Annotated in this window: 11 protein-coding genes; 8 read left to right on the top strand and 3 right to left on the bottom strand. The window is 72.1% G+C overall.

Annotation, left to right across the window (positions count from 1 at the left end; all coding sequences use genetic code 11):
• Positions 1–30 precede the first annotated feature (30 nt).
• Positions 31–1,344, bottom strand: a complete 1,314-nt coding sequence (locus tag P1V51_02395) for a hypothetical protein (protein MDF1561863.1) — start codon at positions 1,342–1,344, stop codon at positions 31–33.
• 83 nt (positions 1,345–1,427) lie between these two features.
• On the opposite strand from P1V51_02395, the gene P1V51_02390 reads away from it, so the two are divergent.
• Genes P1V51_02390 through P1V51_02380 form a run of 3 tightly spaced genes read left to right on the top strand, consistent with a single transcriptional unit; the run spans position 1,428 to position 3,953 of the window.
• On the top strand, positions 1,428–2,288 hold the full coding sequence (locus tag P1V51_02390; protein ID MDF1561862.1) for a hypothetical protein: 861 nt from the start codon (positions 1,428–1,430) through the stop codon (positions 2,286–2,288).
• A 43-nt stretch (positions 2,289–2,331) separates the two neighbouring features.
• Positions 2,332–3,366, top strand: coding sequence for a DUF6091 family protein (locus P1V51_02385; protein MDF1561861.1), 1,035 nt, complete (start codon positions 2,332–2,334; stop codon positions 3,364–3,366).
• Between the two features lie 59 nt (positions 3,367–3,425).
• Positions 3,426–3,953, top strand: a complete 528-nt coding sequence (locus tag P1V51_02380; protein ID MDF1561860.1) for a PilZ domain-containing protein — start codon at positions 3,426–3,428, stop codon at positions 3,951–3,953.
• A 6-nt stretch (positions 3,954–3,959) separates the two neighbouring features.
• Here P1V51_02380 and glpD read toward each other — a convergent pair whose 3' ends face one another.
• Together glpD and P1V51_02370 are read right to left on the bottom strand one after the other, a co-directional pair.
• On the bottom strand, positions 3,960–5,633 hold the full coding sequence (gene glpD / locus P1V51_02375; protein MDF1561859.1) for a glycerol-3-phosphate dehydrogenase: 1,674 nt from the start codon (positions 5,631–5,633) through the stop codon (positions 3,960–3,962).
• 25 nt (positions 5,634–5,658) lie between these two features.
• The gene (locus tag P1V51_02370; GenBank protein ID MDF1561858.1) at positions 5,659–6,201 is read right to left on the bottom strand and encodes a hypothetical protein; all 543 of its coding nucleotides are present in this window, start codon (positions 6,199–6,201) and stop codon (positions 5,659–5,661) included.
• 78 nt (positions 6,202–6,279) lie between these two features.
• Between P1V51_02370 and P1V51_02365 the strand changes: the two genes are divergently transcribed.
• The 5 genes from P1V51_02365 to P1V51_02345 all read left to right on the top strand — a co-directional run bounded on the left by P1V51_02365 (position 6,280) and on the right by P1V51_02345 (position 18,893).
• The gene (locus P1V51_02365) at positions 6,280–7,059 is read left to right on the top strand and encodes a YwiC-like family protein (protein ID MDF1561857.1); all 780 of its coding nucleotides are present in this window, start codon (positions 6,280–6,282) and stop codon (positions 7,057–7,059) included.
• A gap of 198 nt (positions 7,060–7,257) precedes the next feature.
• Positions 7,258–13,140, top strand: coding sequence for a putative metal-binding motif-containing protein (locus P1V51_02360; GenBank protein MDF1561856.1), 5,883 nt, complete (start codon positions 7,258–7,260; stop codon positions 13,138–13,140).
• Between the two features lie 142 nt (positions 13,141–13,282).
• Complete coding sequence (gene pta / locus P1V51_02355; GenBank protein ID MDF1561855.1) at positions 13,283–15,382, top strand: phosphate acetyltransferase; 2,100 nt, start codon at positions 13,283–13,285, stop codon at positions 15,380–15,382.
• A complete protein-coding gene (locus tag P1V51_02350) occupies positions 15,379–16,578 on the top strand; it encodes an acetate kinase (protein ID MDF1561854.1) in 1,200 nt (399 codons plus the stop codon). The genes pta and P1V51_02350 overlap by 4 nt, the downstream gene beginning before the upstream one ends.
• A 260-nt stretch (positions 16,579–16,838) precedes the next feature.
• Complete coding sequence (locus P1V51_02345) at positions 16,839–18,893, top strand: hypothetical protein (GenBank protein ID MDF1561853.1); 2,055 nt, start codon at positions 16,839–16,841, stop codon at positions 18,891–18,893.
• The last annotated feature ends 9 nt before the right edge of the window (positions 18,894–18,902 follow it).

Here is an 18,902-nt window from a genome sequence, read left to right as displayed (position 1 = left end):
GTTCGGGGGGAGTGGAACTCCCCCCGATTCCTAAGACGCGCAGACGTACTCGAGCCGGATCTGATCGGTGGAGAGCAGCTCGCACCGACCCTCCATCCGCAGCCGCGCCGGAGCCTCTCCGCTGGAGGCCTCGTAGGTGAAGCCCTCCCCCTGCAGGCAGCGCACGACCTCGCCGTTCGCCCGGGTGAGCTCGACCTGGATCAGGTGACCGGAGCCCGGATCGACCGGGAGGTCGAGGACCTGAGCCGCCGAGATCAGGCCGGCGATGATGCTCAAGCTCTCGTGGTAGCTGTCGTCGCAGATCGAGCCGATGTAGCCCTTGTTGCCCATCAGGCTGACGGCCTCGGCGTAGCGCTCCCCCACCCCCTGCGCCTCGTCGGTGCCCGACGCGCAGCGCTCGGGGTCCCCGGCGGCCGAGACGGCGCCGATGACCGCCAGGTAGGCCTCGCGCGTCCGGCCGCTGCCGGTGCCGTCGTCGAGGTTCTGGAGGAAGTCGACGTAGTCGCGCACGGGCTCCAGGGCGTTGCGACCGGGGGTCGTCTCGCAGTGATTGGTCGAGCACTTCCGGGCGCCCGTCCCGTCGACGATGCAGTAGTTGCCCGGCCCGCCACACTCGGCGTCGCTGGTGCAGTCCCCGCCGCAGATCGGCTCGAGGGCCACGGCCTCCCCCGTGGGATCCGAGCAGTCGTCCTCATCGGAGACCACGACCACCAGCAGCCGGGCGCCCGGCCGCAGGAAGCCCGCGTTGCCCGGAGGATCGGCGGAGGCGTCCTCGTCGATCAGCGGCGCGGAGAGGGCCAGGCGGATGGCCTCGAGCCCCATCTCCTCACCCGAGCCGTTGGTGCCCTGCTGCACCAGCCGCTCCAGCTGCTCGACCAGATCGACGTCGTCGCCGCCGAGGATCCGGCGGATGCTCGCAGGATCGCGGCTGCCGTCGGCGAGCTTGCCGAACTGCAGCCGGCCGCTCTGCTCGGGGTAGCGCTGGAGGGTGGTCGCGCTGCGCGGGTCGCAGGTCCGGTAGTTCAGGCTGACGCCGGTGGTGATCACGCCCACCTGGAAGTCGTTGTCCACCGGCCCGCGGACCAGGGACTGCACGAAGGTGGAGAGCTCGTTGGCCACCTTCTCCTGCTCCTCCAGCATCGAGGCGGAGTTGTCGATCACCAGGAGGATGTCGGTGGAGAGGAAGGGAGGACCCGAGTCGTCGCCGCTGCAGACGTCGACGATCCCCGAGGGCGCACCGCACTCGCACGATCCGCTCGCCGCCATCACCAGCAGCAGCGCCGCGGCGGCCGCCGCGCTCCGGGTGCCGCGCCGGCGGCTGCTCTTTCCCCTCCCTCGCACCATTCGAAGGTAGGAGCCCCGATCACCCGGCGTCAAGGAGCCGCGCTGCCCCCTCGCCCGCTCTTCTGCTCTACTCGTCCCCGACCATGACCGCTGCCCGCCTCCTCCTCCTCCTCGCCGCGCTCCTCGCCGCCGCGGCTCCAGCCCGGGCCCACGAGGGGCTCGGTCAGCGCCTGGCCCGCCTCGAGGCCCGGCTCTCGGTCGACCCCCGGGACCTCCCGGCGCACCGCGAGCGGGTGCGGCTGCTGCGCGAGGCCGGCCGGCTGCAGGAGGCGGACGCGGCCCTCGGCGCCGCGCGGGCCGCCGGCTTGGAGGACGATCGCCTGGCGCTGGAGCGGGCGATGGTCGCCGAGGCCCTCGGGCGCGACGACGAGGCGCTGCGGGCCTTCGCCCGGGCCGACGCCGCCGGCCGCAGCAGCGCCGCAGCCGAGGACGCCCGGGCCCGCCTCCTCCTCCGGCGGGGTGACCGGGCGGGGGCCCTCGCGGCGAGGGAGCGCGCCGCCGCGCTCGCCCCCACCCCGGACCGCTTCCTCTCGCTGGCGCGCCTCCGCAGCGCCGGCGGAGAGCTCCGGGCGGCCGGCGAGGTGCTCGAGCGGGGCCTCGCCGCGCTGGGCCCCACCGAGGTGCTCGACCGGGCGCTCGTCGAGTTGCAACTCGAGCAGGGCGAGCACGCCCGGGCCCTCGAGCGAATCGACGGCGAGCTGGCGCGGCGCCCGGAGCGCGCCGACTGGACCCGCCTGCGCGCCCTGGCCCTGGCCGGGCTCGGCCGGCTGGACGAGGCCGCGGCGGCCCGGGACCGCGCCCTCGCCCTCGCCCGGGAGGCCGTGGCCCGCCGCCCCACCGCGCCGCACCTGATCGAGCTGGCCGAGATCCACGCGCTCCGGGGCGAGGCGCGCGCCGCTCGCGAGGCGCGCGCGCGGGCGGCGCGCCTGACGCCGGGGGAATAGCGAGCGGGGGCGACCGTCGAAACGGGCTATGCTCGGGGACCTCATGCGAACTCGCCCGACCCGATGGAAGACGGGGCTCCTCCTGGCTCTACTCCTCGCGCTCCTCCCCGCCGGCGCGGCCCTGGCCGAGGGCGGCCCCCCGATGAAGCGCCGCCTCTGCGTCTTCGACCCCGCCGGCAAGGCCGGGGACTACTACCGGATCGCCGCCGACTATCGCGCCGCCGCCGCGGCCTGGGGCCTCGACCTCGAGCTCCTGATCCGCACCGAGGAGACCCTCGCCACCCAGGAGCTCTCCTCGGGGCGCTGCGACGCCGCCCTGATGACCGGCTCGCGGGCCCGCCGCTTCAACCGCTTCTCGGGGAGCGTCGAGGCCATCGGCGGGCTGCCGAACTACGAAGATCTGGGCGAGCTGGTGAAGCTCCTGGCCTCCCCCAAGGCCGGCGAGAAGCTCGTCGACGGCAAGTTCCAGACGGTGGCCATCTTCCCGGCGGGGCACCTCTACCTCCTCTTCCGGGACCGCGAGCACGCCACCCTGGCCACCATCGCCGGCAAGCGCATCGCCACCCTGACCTACGACGACGTCTCCCGGAAGATGGTCGAGCTGATCGGCGCCTCGACGGTCCCCGCCGAGGTCTCCACCTTCTCGGGCATCTTCAACAACGGCTCGGCCGACGCCTGCTACTCCCCGGTGACGGCCATCGCCCCCCTCGAGCTGCTCCGGGGCGTCGGGAAGAAGGGCGGCATCCTCCGGGTCTCCCTCGCCCAGATCACCCTCCAGATCGTGGCCCGCACCGACGTGGAGTGGCCGGCGGACTTCCCCCTGAGCTCCCGCAAGTACGCCGCCGGAGCCTTCGAGAAGACCCTGCGCTACCCGCGGAAGTCGGAGGCGGACCTCCCCGCCGCCGCCTTCATCGACGCCACGCCCGAGACGATCGCCGGCTACGAGGACATCTTCCAGCGCTCGCGGATCGCCCTGCGCGAGTCGGGGGTCTACGACCCCACCATGCTCCGGCTCCTGCGGCGGATCCGCTGCAAGCGGGATCCCCGCCGGGCCGAGTGCGCCCAGAAGCTGGAGTAGCCCCCCGGCGGAAGCCGGAGTGATTCCCATTCCCGGGGAGGAGTGCTACCGACCCCCCCGTGAGCCGAGATCAAAGAAGATACGAGCGCATCGACATCGAGATTCCCTGCCGCCTCTTCATCCCCGAGGGTGGCAAGCAGGGGGGCCTGCGCTTCGAGGCCTTCACGATGTCGTCGAACCTGGGGCTCGGTGGCGTCTTCGTCGCCAGCACCTTCCTGCTCAAGCCGGGCGTCCAGCTCTTCGTCGAGCTCGACCTGCCCAACCAGGCACTCGTGGTGCAGGCCCAGATCGCCCACACCTCCGAGCTGGAGTCGTCCAGCACCCTGGTCGGCATGGGCGTCGAGTTCCTCGACGTCGACAGCGCCGGCCGCGAGACCCTGCTGCGCTACTTCACGCCCCTGCGCTACCAGGAGTTCTACGGGGATCTGATCGACGAGTTCGGCCACCTCTCCAAGGAGATGCCCCTCGAGTCCGTCTCCCTGATCGTGAACCTCTGGGAGGAGTGGAAGATCAAGCAGGAGGGCGGCCCCGCCGCGACCGCCTCCGGCGCTCCCCCGGTCCCGCCGAAGAAGCGCCCGCGCAGCTAACGGGATCTAGGCTGGCTCCTCGCGCCAGCGGCGCGAGAGGGCGACCACCGCGCGGTAGGCCTCGATCCGGGTCTGCCGCTCCTCGGCGCTCCACCCCAGGAGCTGGCCCATCCGGCCCGCCACGGCCTCGGCGGCCCCGAGGCCCTGGTCGCGATCCCGGAAGAAGAGCTGGGTGCGCCGGACCAGGACGTCCTCGACGGTGGCGGCCAGCTCCTCCTCCACGGCGAAGTCGACCTGGGCCATCACCTCGGGCCGGCCCTCCACCAGGGGGGAGGCCAGGCTGGGGTCGGCCTTGATCCGCTGGGCCACCTGCCGGCCCCGCATCCCATACGTGTCGGCCAGGAGCCTCGACGTGACGCTGTCCAGGTAGCCGCCGCTCGCGGCCAGCACCTGCCGGGAGACGCGCTCGTGGTCGTCGTCCTCGGGCCAGCCCACCGCGCCGGGCAGGGGCACCTCGTCCGTCTGGGCCGCCACCAGGGTCTCCGGGAGCTTGCCGGTGACCCGCATCAGGTTCACCGCGGCGTCGACCACCTCGGCCGCCATGCGGCGATAGGTCGTCAGCTTGCCTCCGGCGATGGTGATCAGCCCGGAGGGGTCGACCACGATCTGGTGCTCCCGGCTGACCATCGACTCGTCGATCCCCTCCTGGGTGTCGCCGCTGATCAGGGGGCGCAGGCCTGCCCAGGTGGAGATGATGTCCTCTCGCTGGATACGGTGATCGGGGAAGTAGCGGCCCGCCGCCTCGATCAGGTAGTCGACGTCGTCGGCGTCGGCCGCGACGTCCTCGGGAGGACCCTCGTAGTCGGTGTCCGTGGTGCCGACGTAGGTGCGGTCGCCCCAGGGGATGGCGAAGAGCACCCGGTCGTCCACCGGGTGGAAGCAGACGACCGCGTGCTGGATCGGCAGGACCTCTCGCGCGACCACGAGGTGGATCCCCTTGGTCGGCCGCAGGAGGGGCCGGGTCTCGGGATGATCCAGCTGGCGCAGGTCGTCGCACCAGGGCCCGGTGGCGCTGACCACCGCCCGGGCGCGGACCTCTCGCACCTCCTCGCCGAGGGTGTCGCGGACGCGGGCCCCCACGATCCGGCCGCCCTCGTCCCGGAGGAAGGACTCCACCCGCGCCCAGGTGGCGATGGTCGCCCCCTGCTCGGCGGCGTCCAGGGCCGTCTCCAGGGTGAGGCGGGCGTCGTCGGTGGAGCAGTCGTAGTAGAGGGGCGCGCCCTTGAGGCCCTCCTGGGTGAGGGGCGGCTCCTCCCGGGCCAGGTCGGCCGGCTTGAGGCGCCGGTGGCGCTTGGGCGAGCGGAAGAGGGAGAGGCCCTCGTAGAGCCACATGCCGGCGGCGATGGTGCCCATGCCGTGGCTCGAGCCCTCGTAGATCGGGAAGAGGAAGCCCAGCGGGTTGACGATGTGGGGGGCGATGTCGAGGAGGATCCGCCGCTCGCTCACCGCCTCGAAGACGAGGGAGAACTCGTACTGCTCGAGGTAGCGCAGGCCGCCGTGCACCAGCTTCGAGGAGCGGGAGCTGGTGCCGTAGGCGAGGTCCCGCTGCTCCACCAGGGCCACCGAGAGCCCCCGGCGGATCGCGTCACGGGCGATCCCCGCACCGGTGATGCCTCCTCCCACGACGAGGAGATCCACATCGCCACCGAGGCGATCCCACATGGCGTTCCGGGTCGGCATGGCTTCCCTTTCGAGGCGGTCGTTGTCAGCGAGCACTCAGATAGGCATCGAGGGCTCGCATGGCCACCCGGCGCAGCTCCGGGCCCGCGGCCTCGAGCGCCGCGTCCTCTCGCTGGTGGTCGAAGCGCAGGAAGACGGGCAGCGTGGCGCTCTCCTCCTGGAGGGCGCCCTCGTCCGCGCCGGCCCCTGCCCGGACCTCGACGCTGACGGTCCACCGGTAGCGGCCGTCGAGCTGGGCGTAGAAGGCCGGCTCGACCTCGACCAGGAGCAGGTGCGGCGCGCCCACCCCCGCGGCCGCCTCGCGCAGCCGGGCGACGCGCCCGGCGGTGGCCCGGGGGGCGTCGGCGCCCCCCTCCCAGGTGCTCACCACCGGCAGGTTGCGGGCCTTCAGGGCCTCGACCAGGGCCTGGCGCACGCTCGCGGGCACGCTGCCCTCGCCGGCGCCGCGGACCAGCCCCAGCACGATGGGCTCGGGCTCCGGCAGCGCGGTGGGCGCGGGGGCGGTGGTGACGCAGGCCGTCAGGGTGAGAAGAGAGGCGAGCGGAGCGATGGAGCGAAGCGCGAGCACGGGCGGATGATGCCTCCACTGCGCGTGGGTCACAATGCCCGTGCGCAATCTCGGGCGCTCGGACTAGGCTGTGCCGCCATGCCCCCCAAGAAACCGAAGGTGAAGGTCGTCCCCCGGGAGCACGGCGGCACCGTCATGATCCTGGCCGGTGCCCTGGCGGGCTTCTTCTGGGAGCCGGTCTACACCCCGGAGGCGCTGGCCATGCTCCTGGCCATCACCGCCGCCTTCTTCGCCCGGGATCCGGTCGGGCTCTGGCTGAAGCGGCCGGCAGCGCCCCCGGCCACCCGCGCGGTGCTGCTGAAGATCGGCGCCCTGTGGGGAGGCCTCGCCCTCCTGAGCGGCGGCTACCTCCTCTTCCGGCTCCCGCTCCTCGAGCTGGGGATCCTGGCGGCGCTCGGCCTGCCCCTCTTCGGCCTGCTGGTCTTCGCCCGCGCCACCCGGCGCGAGCGCCAGGCCTGGGCCGAGGCCATCGGCGTCGCCTCCCTCGGCCTGCCCCCCGCCGCCCTGCACCTCGCGGCCGTCGGAGAGCTCGACGCCCAGGCCGGGATCGTCTCGGGGGCCTGCCTCCTCTTCTTCACCGGCTCGACCCTCCACCTGCGCGCGCTGGTTCGAGACCGGAAGGTGAAGGGCGAGCCGCCCCCCCCGAGCCGGGCCTGGATCTGGGGCCCGGTGGCCGCGCTGGTCGGCATCGGCCTCCACCTCGCGGAGCTGGTGCCGCTGGCCTTCGCCGCCGCCAACGCCCTGGCCTTCCTGCGGCCCCTGGTCATGCGCGGCTGGATCACGCAGGGCGTGATGCGGGTCGGCTTCGCCGAGACCGGCCTGACCCTGGCGTTCCTCCTCCTGCTGGTCCTGCTCTAGGCGTCTCCGCGGCGGCCCGGGGGGCGGGGGCCGGGGCGGCGGCTCCGGCGTGCGGCACCCTCGCTGTGGTATCCTCCGGCTGCGGGAGTTCGAGGCACCCGTGCGGCTCGAGTACAGGGATTCGCTCCCCTGGGGCCGGAGTTCGATCCCAACCAGAATCGCCTGATCTCCTTTTCGGGGGGAGAAGAAGGTCCATCCATGCCCACGCGTTCCCTGTCCAGCGGGCTGCCGCTCGTGCTGTGCCTTTCCCTTTGCCTCACGCTCGTCGCCTGCAAGCGTGACTCGGGCTTCGTCGAGTCCCTGCCCGACACGGACCAGGACGGCTACGACACCAGCGAGGACTGCGACGACACCGATCCGGACTCGAACCCCGCGGCGGTCGAGCGCTGCGACGGCGCGGACAACGACTGCGACGGTGAGACGGACGAGCCCGGCGCCCTCGGGGAGCAGAGCTGGTACCTCGATCAGGACCAGGACGGCTTCGGGGTCGACGCGATCACCCAGATCGCCTGCACGCCCCCTGCCCTCTTCGCCAGCAAGACCGGCGACTGCGACGACGACGATCCCGACTTCTACCCCGGGGCCCCGGAAGAGGACTGCACGGATCCGAACGACTACAACTGCGACGGCAGCACCGGCTACGCCGACGTGGACGGAGACGGCTTCGCGGCCTGCGCGGAGTGCGACGACGGCAACGCGGCGATCAACCCCGACGCGACCGAGCTCTGCAACACGATCGACGACGACTGCGACGGCCGGACGGACCTCGAGGCCGCCGACGCGCCGACCTGGTACGCCGACGTCGACGAGGACGAGTTCGGCGACCCGGACGCCCCGATGGTCGCCTGCGAAGCTCCTCCGGGCATGGTCGCGGACGCCACGGACTGCGACGACACGCTGGGCACGGTCAACCCGATCGCGGACGAGGTCTGCAACTCGATCGACGACGACTGCGATGGCGAGACCGACGAGGACTCCGCGGTCGATGCCCCGCGCTGGTACATGGACGCCGACGGAGACGGCTACGGTGACACGCGGACGCCGCTGCTCGTCGCCTGCGAGCAACCCTTCCGGCACGTGCTCGACGGCACCGACTGCGACGACGGCCGCCCGATCGTGAACCCCGGCGCGGTCGAGAACTGCAACGGCTTCGACGACGACTGCGACGGGATCACCGACGGCGACGCCAACGGACCGATGGAGCGGAGCTGCTACAGCGGCCGGGTCGGGACGCAGGGCGTCGGCATCTGCATGGCCGGCCTGGAGACCTGCACCCTCGGCGCCTGGAGCAGCTGCGTCGGGCAGGTGACCCCCCAGGTCGAGATCTGCAACGCCGAGGACGACGACTGCGACGGCACCACCGACGAGGAGGCGATCGGGATCGCCACCTGGTACCCGGACCTCGACGGCGACGGTTTCGGGGACGAGGCCGCCACCCCCCTGGTGCAGTGCGCGCAGCCCCAGGACTACGTCCTCGACGGCACGGACTGCGACGACACCGACGACCTCGTGAGCCCGAGCGAGTACGAGGTCTGCAACCTGATCGACGACGACTGCGACGGCCTCACCGACGGCGCGCTCCCGCTGGCCTGCTTCACCGGCGATGCCTCGAGGCGGGGGGTCGGCGCCTGCCGGGACGGCACCCAGACCTGCGCGTCGGGGACCTACGGCACCTGCGCCGGCGAGGTGCTCCCGGTCTCCGAGCTCTGCAACGGCGTGGACGACGACTGCGACGGCGCCACCGACGGGCCGCTGCCGCGCGCCTGCTACGACGGCCCGGCCAACACCCGAGGCATCGGCGTCTGCAGCGACGGCAGCCAGGACTGCGTGGGCGGCGCCTACGCCGAGTGCCTCGGTGACGTGCTGCCGGGCACCGAGAGCTGCAATGCGCTCGACGACGACTGCGACGGCGCCACCGACGAGTCCCTGGTGCGGAGCTGCTACACGGGGCCCGCGGGGACCTCGACCCGCGGCATCTGCAGCCCGGGGACCGAGACCTGCGCCACCGGCGTCTGGGGCAGCTGCCTCGGGGAGACGGTGCCGGGCGTGGAAGCCTGCGACGGCCTCGACGAGGACTGCGACGGCGCCACCGACGAGAGCCTGGCCCAGGCCTGCTACACCGGCCCCGTCGCCACCCGTTCCGTCGGCCGGTGCACGGACGGCCTGACCACCTGCAGCAACGGTAGCTGGGGCGCCTGTGGAGGCCAGGTGCTCCCGGGCACCGAGAGCTGCAACGACGTGGACGACGACTGCGACGGCACCACCGACGAGGCCCTCTTCCAGGTCTGCTACACCGGACCAGCGGCCACGCGGAACATCGGCGTCTGCTCCGATGGCACCGAGACGTGTTCCGCCGGTGCCTGGGGCAGCTGCGCCGGCCAGGTGAGGCCGGGCGCCGAGAGCTGCAACGACCTCGACGACGACTGCGACGGCAGCACCGACGAGGGCCTGGTGCAGGTCTGCTACTCCGGCCCGGCCGCCACTCGCGGCGTGGGCGCCTGTCGGGACGGCAACGAGACCTGCGCGGCCGGCGCCTGGGGCGTCTGCGCCGGTGAGGTCACCCCGATCCTGGAGACCTGCAACTCGATCGACGACGACTGCGACGGCAGCACCGACGAGGGGGCGACCGACGCCACCCTCTGGTACGCCGACAGCGACCTCGATGGCTACGGCGACGTCGGCGATCCGGGCGTGGCCGCCTGCAGCGCCCCGGCCGGCACCGTCGACAACAACCAGGACTGCGACGACGTCGTCGTCCAGGTGAACCCCGACGGCACCGAGGTCTGCAACGGGATGGACGACGACTGCGACGGCACGACCGACGGCCCCCTGCCCCGCGCCTGCTACTCCGGCGCGCCGGCCACCCGGGGCGTCGGCCTCTGCGCCGACGGCACCGAGGTCTGCAGCGATGGCAGCTACGGCGCCTGCGCCGGCGAGGTGCTGCCCGCCACCGAGAGCTGCAACGCCTTCGACGACGACTGCGACGGCGCCACCGACGAGAGCCTGACCCAGGTCTGCTACACCGGCCCCGCCTCCACGCGCTCCGTCGGCCAGTGCACCGACGGCGTCTCCACCTGCGGCAACGGCTCCTGGGGCGCCTGCTCCGGCCAGGTGCTCCCCGGCACCGAGAGCTGCAACGCCGTGGACGACGACTGCGACGGCAGCACCGACGAGACCCTCGTCCAGATCTGCTACACCGGCCCGGCGGCCACCCGGAACATCGGTGTCTGCACCGACGGCACCGAGACCTGCTCGGCTGGCGCCTGGGGAAGCTGCGCCGGCCAGGTGAGGCCGGGCGCCGAGAGCTGCAACGACCTCGACGACGACTGCGACGGCAGCACCGACGAGGGCCTGGTGCAGGTCTGCTACTCCGGCCCGGCCGCCACTCGCGGCGTGGGCGCCTGTCGGGACGGCAACGAGACCTGCGCGGCCGGCGCCTGGGGCGTCTGCGCCGGTGAGGTCACCCCGATCCTGGAGACCTGCAACTCGATCGACGACGACTGCGACGGCAGCACCGACGAGGGGGCGAGCGACGCCACCCTCTGGTACGCCGACAGCGACCTCGACGGCTACGGCGACGCCGGCGATCCGGGCGTGGCCGCCTGCAGCGCCCCGGCCGGCTCGGTCGGCAACAACCAGGACTGCAACGACGGCATGAACCAGGTGAACCCGGACGGCACCGAGGTCTGCAACGCCCTCGACGACGACTGCGATGGCGCCACCGACGGCCCCCTGCCCCGCGCCTGCTACTCCGGCGCGCTGGCCACCCGGGGCGTCGGGCTCTGCGCCGACGGCATCGAGACCTGCAGCGGCGGCAGCTACGGCGCCTGCGCCGGTGAGGTGCTGCCCGCCACCGAGACGTGCAACGCCTTCGACGACGACTGCGACGGCGCCACCGACGAGAGCCTGGCCCAGGCCTGCTACACCGGCCCGGCCGCCACCCGCACCGTCGGCCAGTGCGCCGACGGCATCTCCACCTGCGGCAACGGCAGCTGGGGAGCCTGCGGGGGCCAGGTGCTCCCGGGCACCGAGAGCTGCAACGCCCTGGACGACGACTGCGACGGCAGCACCGACGAGGCCCTCTTCCATGTCTGCTACACCGGCCCGGCCGCCACCCGGAACATCGGCGTCTGCTCCGATGGCACCGAGACCTGCACCGCCGGCGCCTGGGGCAGCTGCGCCGGCGAGGTGCGGCCGGGCACCGAGAGCTGCAACGCCCTCGACGACGACTGCGATGGCGACACCGACGAGAACCTGGTGCAGGCCTGCTACACCGGCCCGGCCGCCACCCGCGGGGTCGGCGCCTGCCAGGACGGCAGCGCGACCTGCGCGGCGGGCGCCTGGGGCGCCTGCGCCGGCGAGCTGAAGCCGGGCCTCGAGACCTGCAACGGCATCGACGACGACTGCGATGGCCTCACCGACGAGGGCGCCACCGACGCCACCCTCTGGTACGTCGACGCCGATCTCGACGGCTACGGTGACGCCACCGATCCGGGCGTGGCGGCCTGCAGCGCCCCGGCCGGCAAGGTCGCGAACAACCTGGACTGCAACGACACCACCGCCGCCGTGAGCCCGGACGACGGCGAGGTCTGCAACGGCGTCGACGACAACTGCGACGGGACCACCGATGGACCCCTGCCGCAGACCTGCTACACGGGGGCCCCCGCCACCCGCGGCGTGGGGGTCTGCGCCGATGGGACCGAGACCTGCAGCGGCGGCAGCTACGGCGCCTGCGCCGGCGAGGTCCTGCCGGGGGTCGAGAGCTGCAACGGCTTCGACGACGACTGCGACGGCGCCACCGACGAGAGCCTCACCCAGGCCTGCTACACCGGCCCGGCCGCCACCCGCGGCGTGGGCGCCTGCCAGGACGGCGCCAGCGTCTGCAGCGTCGGCAGCTGGGGTGCCTGCTCCGGACAGATCCTCCCGGTCGGGGAGACCTGCAACGGCACCGATGACGACTGCGACGGGGTCACCGACGAGCCCGGCGCCGGTGGCTGCACCGTCTACCGCCGCGACACGGATCGCGACGGCGTCGGCGTCATCTCCGACACCCGGTGCCTCTGCGCGCCGAGCGGCGTCTACGACGCGCCGAACTCCGGACCGACGGACTGCAACGACGGGAACCCGAACGCCGCGCCGGGCCTGCCCGAGCTCTGCGCGACGGCCTACGACGACAACTGCAGCGGCGCAGCCAACGAGGCCGGCGCGGACGACTGCACGACCTACTACTACGACGGAGATCGCGACGGGTACGGAACGGCGACCTCGGTCTGCACCTGTGCGCCCACCGGCCTCTACGACACGACCACCACCGGCGACTGCCTGGACACCGCACCCGCGGTGAACCCGGGAGCCACCGAGGTCTGCAACGGCACCGACGACGACTGCGACGCCCTGATCGATCAGGCCGACCAACCGGTCGCGACCCTCTGTCCGGCGGTCCCCAACGCGACCAACACCTGCGCCGCCTCCTCGGGCTGCCAGATCGTGGCCTGCAACGGCTCCTGGTACGACATCGACCTCGGCTACGCCAACGGCTGCGAGGTGCAGATCGACCCCTACGATCTCAACAGCACCGGCAACACCTGCCTGAGCGCCTACGACATCGGCGACCTCCACGACGCCTCGCCCCCGCAGGAGGGCATCGACCCCTACGTGGGAGGCGACATCCTGGGCAACATCCTGCCGGCGGGAGACTCGGACTGGTACACGGTCTTCGCCTCCGACGACGTCCCCTACGGGCAGGACTTCCACATCGACGCGCGCTTCTCGTCGAACCCCGGCGACGTCTACCGCTTCGAGGTCTACGACGGCTCCTGCGGGGCGACGGCCCAGGGCCCGGCCGACCACTTCGAGTGGTTCACCAACTTCCCCTACGACGGGATCGCCCCGGGAACCCCCGGGCAGCAGAACTGCACCGGGACCGGCGCCGACGGGGTCTGCGGGCAGCCCGGCCAGAACTGCTGCAACCTGTCGACCGGAGCCTTCAAGCGCTACTACCTGCGGGTCTTCCGCACCGACGGCAAGGCCTCGGGCGCGGGTGAGGGCTATCGCCTGCGGGTCACCAACGGCATCTACTGATCCTCCGGCGGGGCGGCGCCCCTCTCTCGCCGCCCCGCCCCGGGATCACCCGACCCCGAATCGATGGTGACGCCGGGCGGGGCGCGAGTAAGGTAGGGCGCCCTACCCTCCTCCTCCAACCCGGAACCATCGGAGCTCGGTCATGGCTCGCTGTGTCATGGTGATCGCCAACGAGGCGGGCACCGGAAAGAGTGTGGTCTCCCTCGGCCTGGTCGATCAGCTGGAGCGCCACGGCGCCCGCACCGCCTACTTCAAGCCCATCGGCATGTCGCAGGCCGAGGCCACCGCCGACGCCGACGTCCGCTTCGTTAACGGCATCCTCGGCCGCTCGGCGGACGCCCGCTCGGCCATCGGGATGAGCAGCGGCGAGGTCACCCGCGGGATCCAGCAGGGCCGCTACGACGAGGTGATGGACCGCATCCTCGAGGCCTACGGCAAGGTCGCCGAGAAGGCGGAGGTCGTCCTCTGCGAGGGCGTCGACAGCCTGCGGGCCTTCCCCACCCTCGACTCGGACATCAACATCGATCTGGCTCGAAACCTCTCGGCCTCGGTGCTGCTGGTCGTCAACGGCCACGACACCCGGGCCGACGCCATCGCCTCCAACATCGCGCTGGCGAGCGCGAAGCTGCGCGAGCGGGGCGCCGATCTCGCCGGGGTCATCGTGAACCGCGCCGAGCCGCGACGTCAGGAGGAGATCGCCGACACCGTGCGCCGCGAGCTCAAGGCGCTCTCCCTCCCCCTCTACGGGGTGCTGCCCGACCTCCCCGCCCTGGCCCGCCCGCGGGTGCGGGACATCGTCCGGGCGCTCGGCGCCCGGGTCCTCCTCGGAGAGGAGATGCTGGACGCGCAGGTCAGCGAGACCCTGGTGGCCGCCATGGGTCTGGAGAACGCCCTCCACTACATCTCGGAGGGCTCGCTGGTCATCACGCCCGGCGACCGGGAGGAGATCCTCCTGGCCGCCGCCGCGGCCTTCGGCTGCCCGGAGGTGGCCCGCCCGGCGGGCGTGCTGCTCACCGGCGGCTTCGAGCCCCGGCGCAAGGTGCTGCAGCTGGTCCACGGCCTGTGCAAGGGGCGGCTGCCGGTCCTGAGCGTGGACGCGCACACCTACGACACCGCCATCGCGGTGAACGCCACGCAGCCCGTCCTCGAGGAGGATCAGGAGGACAAGGCCCTGGCGATCCGCGCGGCGATGGAGGACTACGTCGATCTCGAGTCCTTCCTGGGGCGCAAGCTCGACCCCGACAAGATCGTCGTCACCCCGCGGCGCTTCCTCCGCGACCTGCGCGACAAGGCGCGGGCCCACAAGAAGACCATCGTCCTGCCCGAGGGCAACGTCGATCGCATCATCAAGGCCACCGAGGTGCTGCGGCGCCGGGACGTCGTCGACGTGGTGCTCCTCGGCGACGTCGACGAGATCGGCAAGCTGGCCGACCACCTCGGCGTCAGCTTCGACTCGGGCGTCACCCTCGTCGATCCGCGGCGCGACCCCATGCTCGACGACTACGTCGATACCCTGGTCGAGCTGCGCAAGCACAAGGGTCTGCCGCGGCCCACGGCCCACGACCTGATGACCGACCGCACCTACTTCGGGACCATGATGGTCTACAAGGGTCGGGCGGACGGCATGGTCTCGGGCTCCACCACGACCACCCAGGCCACGCTGCGGCCGGCCTTCGAGTTCGTGAAGACCCGGCCCGGCATCGAGAACGTCTCCAGCGTCTTCTTCATGTGCCTGCCGGACAAGGTGCTGGTCTACGGCGACTGCGCGGTCATCCCCAACCCGACCGCCGAGCAGCTCGCCGAGATCGCCCTGGCCAGCGCCGAGACCGCGGCCGCCTTCGGCATCGAGCCGCGGGTGGCGATGCTCTCCTACTCCACGGGCGAGTCGGGGAAGGGGCACGACGTCGAGCTGGTCCGCCGGGCCACCGAGCTGGCCAAGGCCCGCAACCCGAACCTGCTCCTCGAGGGGCCGATCCAGTACGACGCCGCGGTCGATCCGGCCGTGGCCCGCACCAAGCTGCCCGAGAGCCAGGTCGCCGGCCGGGCGACGGTCTTCATCTTCCCGGACCTGAACACCGGCAACAACACCTACAAGGCGGTGCAGCGCTCGGCCGACGCGATCGCCATCGGCCCGGTCCTCCAGGGGCTGGCCAAGCCGGTCAACGACCTGAGCCGCGGCGCCACGATCACCGACGTGGTGAACACGGTGATCGTCACCGCCATCCAGGCGGCGTCGTCGTGAAGGTGCTCGTCCTCAACTCGGGCAGCTCCTCGATCAAGTACCAGCTCTTCGCCATGCCCGAGGCCACGGTGCTGGCGCGAGGCTCGGTGGAGCGGATCGGTGAGCCCCGGGGCGAGGTGAAGCAGCGGGCGGGCGAGCGCGAGACCCGCCTCGAGGAGCCCATCCCCGATCACGAGAGCGGCCTGCGCCGCGCCATGCAGCTGCTCACCTCCGGCGAGGGCGCGCCCCTCTCCGCGCCGGACGAGATCGAGGCGGTGGGTCACCGGGTCGTCCACGGGGGGGAGCGCTTCACCGAGACCGTGCTCATCGACGACGAGGTCCTCGCGGCGATCGAGGAGCACGTGGCCCTCGCTCCCCTGCACAACCCGCCCAACCTGATCGGGATCCGGGTGGCCCGAGAGGTGCTGCCCCGCGCGCGGCAGGTGGCCGTCTTCGACACGGCCTTCCACCAGGGGATGCCGCCCCGGGCCTACCTCTACGGCCTGCCCCACGCGCTCTACGAGGAGGACGGAATCCGCCGCTACGGCTTCCACGGCACCTCCCACCGCTACGTGGCGACACGGGCCGCCGAGCTGCTGGGCCGGCCGCTCGAAGAGCTGAAGCTGATCACCTGCCACCTCGGCAACGGTTCGAGCATGGCCGCGATCGAGGGCGGCCGCTCGGTGGACACCTCGATGGGGCTGACCCCGCTCGAGGGCCTGGTGATGGGGACCCGCTGCGGGGACCTCGATCCGGCCATCGTCTTCCACCTGGCGCGCACCAAGGATCTCCCCATCGACGCCCTCGACCGGCTGCTCAACAAGGAGAGCGGCCTGCGGGGGCTCTCCGGGGCGAGCAACGACGTGCGGGAGCTGGAGCGCCTGCGCGCCGGGGGCGATCCCGGGGCGCGGCGGGCGCTGGAGGTCTTCACCTACCGGATCCGCAAGTACCTCGGGGCCTACCTGGCGGTCCTCGGCGGGGCCGACGCGGTGGTCTTCACCGCGGGCATCGGTGAGAACAGCCCCTCGGTCCGCTCCGAGGTCCTGACCGGGCTCGCCGCCCTGGGGCTCGAGCTCGACGAGGCTCGCAACCGGGAGGCCGTCGGCCGCGAGGCGGACATCGCCCGGGAGGGCGCGCCGGTGCGCATCCTGGTGGTGCCGACCGACGAGGAGAAGCTGATCGCCCGGGACAGCTTCGCCCTGGCCTCGGCCGCGTAGCACGATCGTTTCACCCCGGGGCCGCGCCTCCTGGAAGGGTTTCCGGGCGGTTGCGTGGCCCCTCCCCCGGCGCCCGTAACGTCGCCGGGACACCGCCCCCGGACCGGAGGGGGCCGGGTCCGGATTTCCTCACTGAAAGCAGGCGCTTGGCGGCGCGGTATGTCCCTTGCTTATCCCAACTGCGCCCCCCCTGCTCATCAATGAAAACACCCGTGCCCCGCGGCGCGGCAGCCCGCGGCCCACGGGAGAAGGAGAGAGAGATGAGACTTCGAACTCTGCTGGTCATGAGCAGCCTGGCGCTAGCCGGGCTGGCCTCCCCGGCGCTCGCCGTGGACACGATCGGGCTCTTCGAGCTCGACGGGAATGCCGTGAGTGACGGCGGCCACGACTGGGCCAACATCACCTCGGACACCGCGGTGCGCGTCACCGACATCCCCATCGCCGATCCGGCGCCGCTCTCGATCTACTGGCGAGGCGGCTCCAAGGACATCGAGGACACCACGGCCTGGGCCTGGAAGGACGGCTCCGTCCCCGACAAGGACGACATCACCAACGCCTACGCCGCCGCCTTCCTCTGCCCCAACGACTCGCCCGGCACCTGTGCCAAGGACGACCTGATCATCTACTTCGGCGCCGACCGCTACGCGAACAACGGCGACGCCTTCCTCGGCTTCTGGTTCTTCCAGGAGGAGATCGGCCTCTTCCCGCCGGACGACTTCGGCCCGGGACAGCACCGGGTGGGCGACATGCTGGTGCTCGTCGAGTTCCCCCAGGCCTCCGGCGCCCATCCGCTGATCAAGGTGCTGGAGTGGAACCCGGACGAGGCCAACGTGGCGAACAACCTGAAGCTGGTCTTCGACTCCGAGGACGCGCCCTGCGACGGTGACCCCACCAACCCCAAGTACGCCTGCGCCATCACCAACCTGGGCAGCGAGACCGCACCCTGGCCCTACCTCGCGAAGGACGGCAGCCCCTTCTTCCCCTACGAGAGCTTCTTCGAGGGCGGCGTCAACGTCACCCAGCTCCTGGGCTCCTCCCGCTGCTTCTCCTCGTTCCTCGCCGAGACGCGCTCCTCCCACTCCGAGACCGCCCAGCTGAAGGACTTCGTCCTCGGGGGCTTCGAGCTCTGCGCCTTCGAGGTGACCAAGGCCTGCGAGGCGAGCCTCGACGCCAGCGGCAACGGCTTCACCGTGACCTTCGAGGGCCTCGTCGACAACACCGGCTTCCTGCCCCTCGAGATCGTGGTGGAGGACGACGTCGGTGACATCGACGACGTCTGCCTCTGGGTCTCCGGCGCCTGTGCGGGTCCGCCACCGGGCCTCGGCCTGGCAGGGGGAGCCGCAAGCTTCATCCTGCCCTCCGGTGCGAGCGCCAAGGTGATGGGCAGCTACGCGACCTCAGAGCCGGCCGGCCATGATCCCGTCACCGGCCTCTTCACCCTCACCGACACCCTGGCGGCGACCGCGAAGGAGCTCGACGGCACCCCGGTCGGGGACACCGAGTACGCCACCGCCCTCTGCGAGACCATCGGCGTGCCCGACATCTGGGTGACCAAGGACTGCGACCAGGCCTCGCTCAACGAGGCAGGCAACGAGCTGCTGGTGGAGTTCCACGGCACGGTGGAGAACACGGGCCAGGTGAAGCTGGTCAACGTGCGCCTGGCCGACACGACGCCGCTGGCCCAGCCCCTGCTCTCGCTGGTGACCTGCTTCGACGACGACCTCGACGGTGACTGCACCGAGGCGGACACCCTGCTCTGCCTGAACCCGACCCAGTGCGCGACCGTCGGCTTCTCGCTCGACGCCGACGCCCCGCCCGCCCTCTTCGTCGGGAGCTGGGCGAACGCCACCGACCTCGTCACCTACGACGTCGTCACCGCGACCGCCGAGAGCTACTTCGACGTCACCGACACGGTGGAGGCATCGGACGACGCTGGTTGCTCGACGGCCTTCGAGGCCTCGCTCGACGTGACCAAGGTCTGCGACGTGGCGCTCGACGACTCCGCTCAGTCCGGCTACCTCGTCGTGAAGGTCACGGTCAGCGGCGTGCTCTCCAACACCGGTGACATCGAGATCACCGGCGGCGTCCTGGAGGACAGCGTGCTCGGGGTCATCGCCAGCGACCTCCTCCTGCCCCCCGGCACCAGCACCCCCTACTCCGTCTACTACTACCCGAGCAGCTACACCGCCGGCCTCCACGACTACGACGCGAGCGACACCATGACCGCCAGCGGTGAGGGTGCGCTGGGGCTGGTGGTCGCGCCGGTGCAGATCAGCGCGGCCTGCTCGCTCTGCATCGATCCGCTCGCCCTCTGAAGCGTTCGT

Source organism: Deltaproteobacteria bacterium, from assembly GCA_029210625.1.
GTDB lineage: Bacteria > Myxococcota > Myxococcia > SLRQ01 > SLRQ01 > JARGFU01.
Note: the sequence above shows the minus strand (reverse complement) of the source record. Positions and strands in the feature narration are given on the sequence as shown.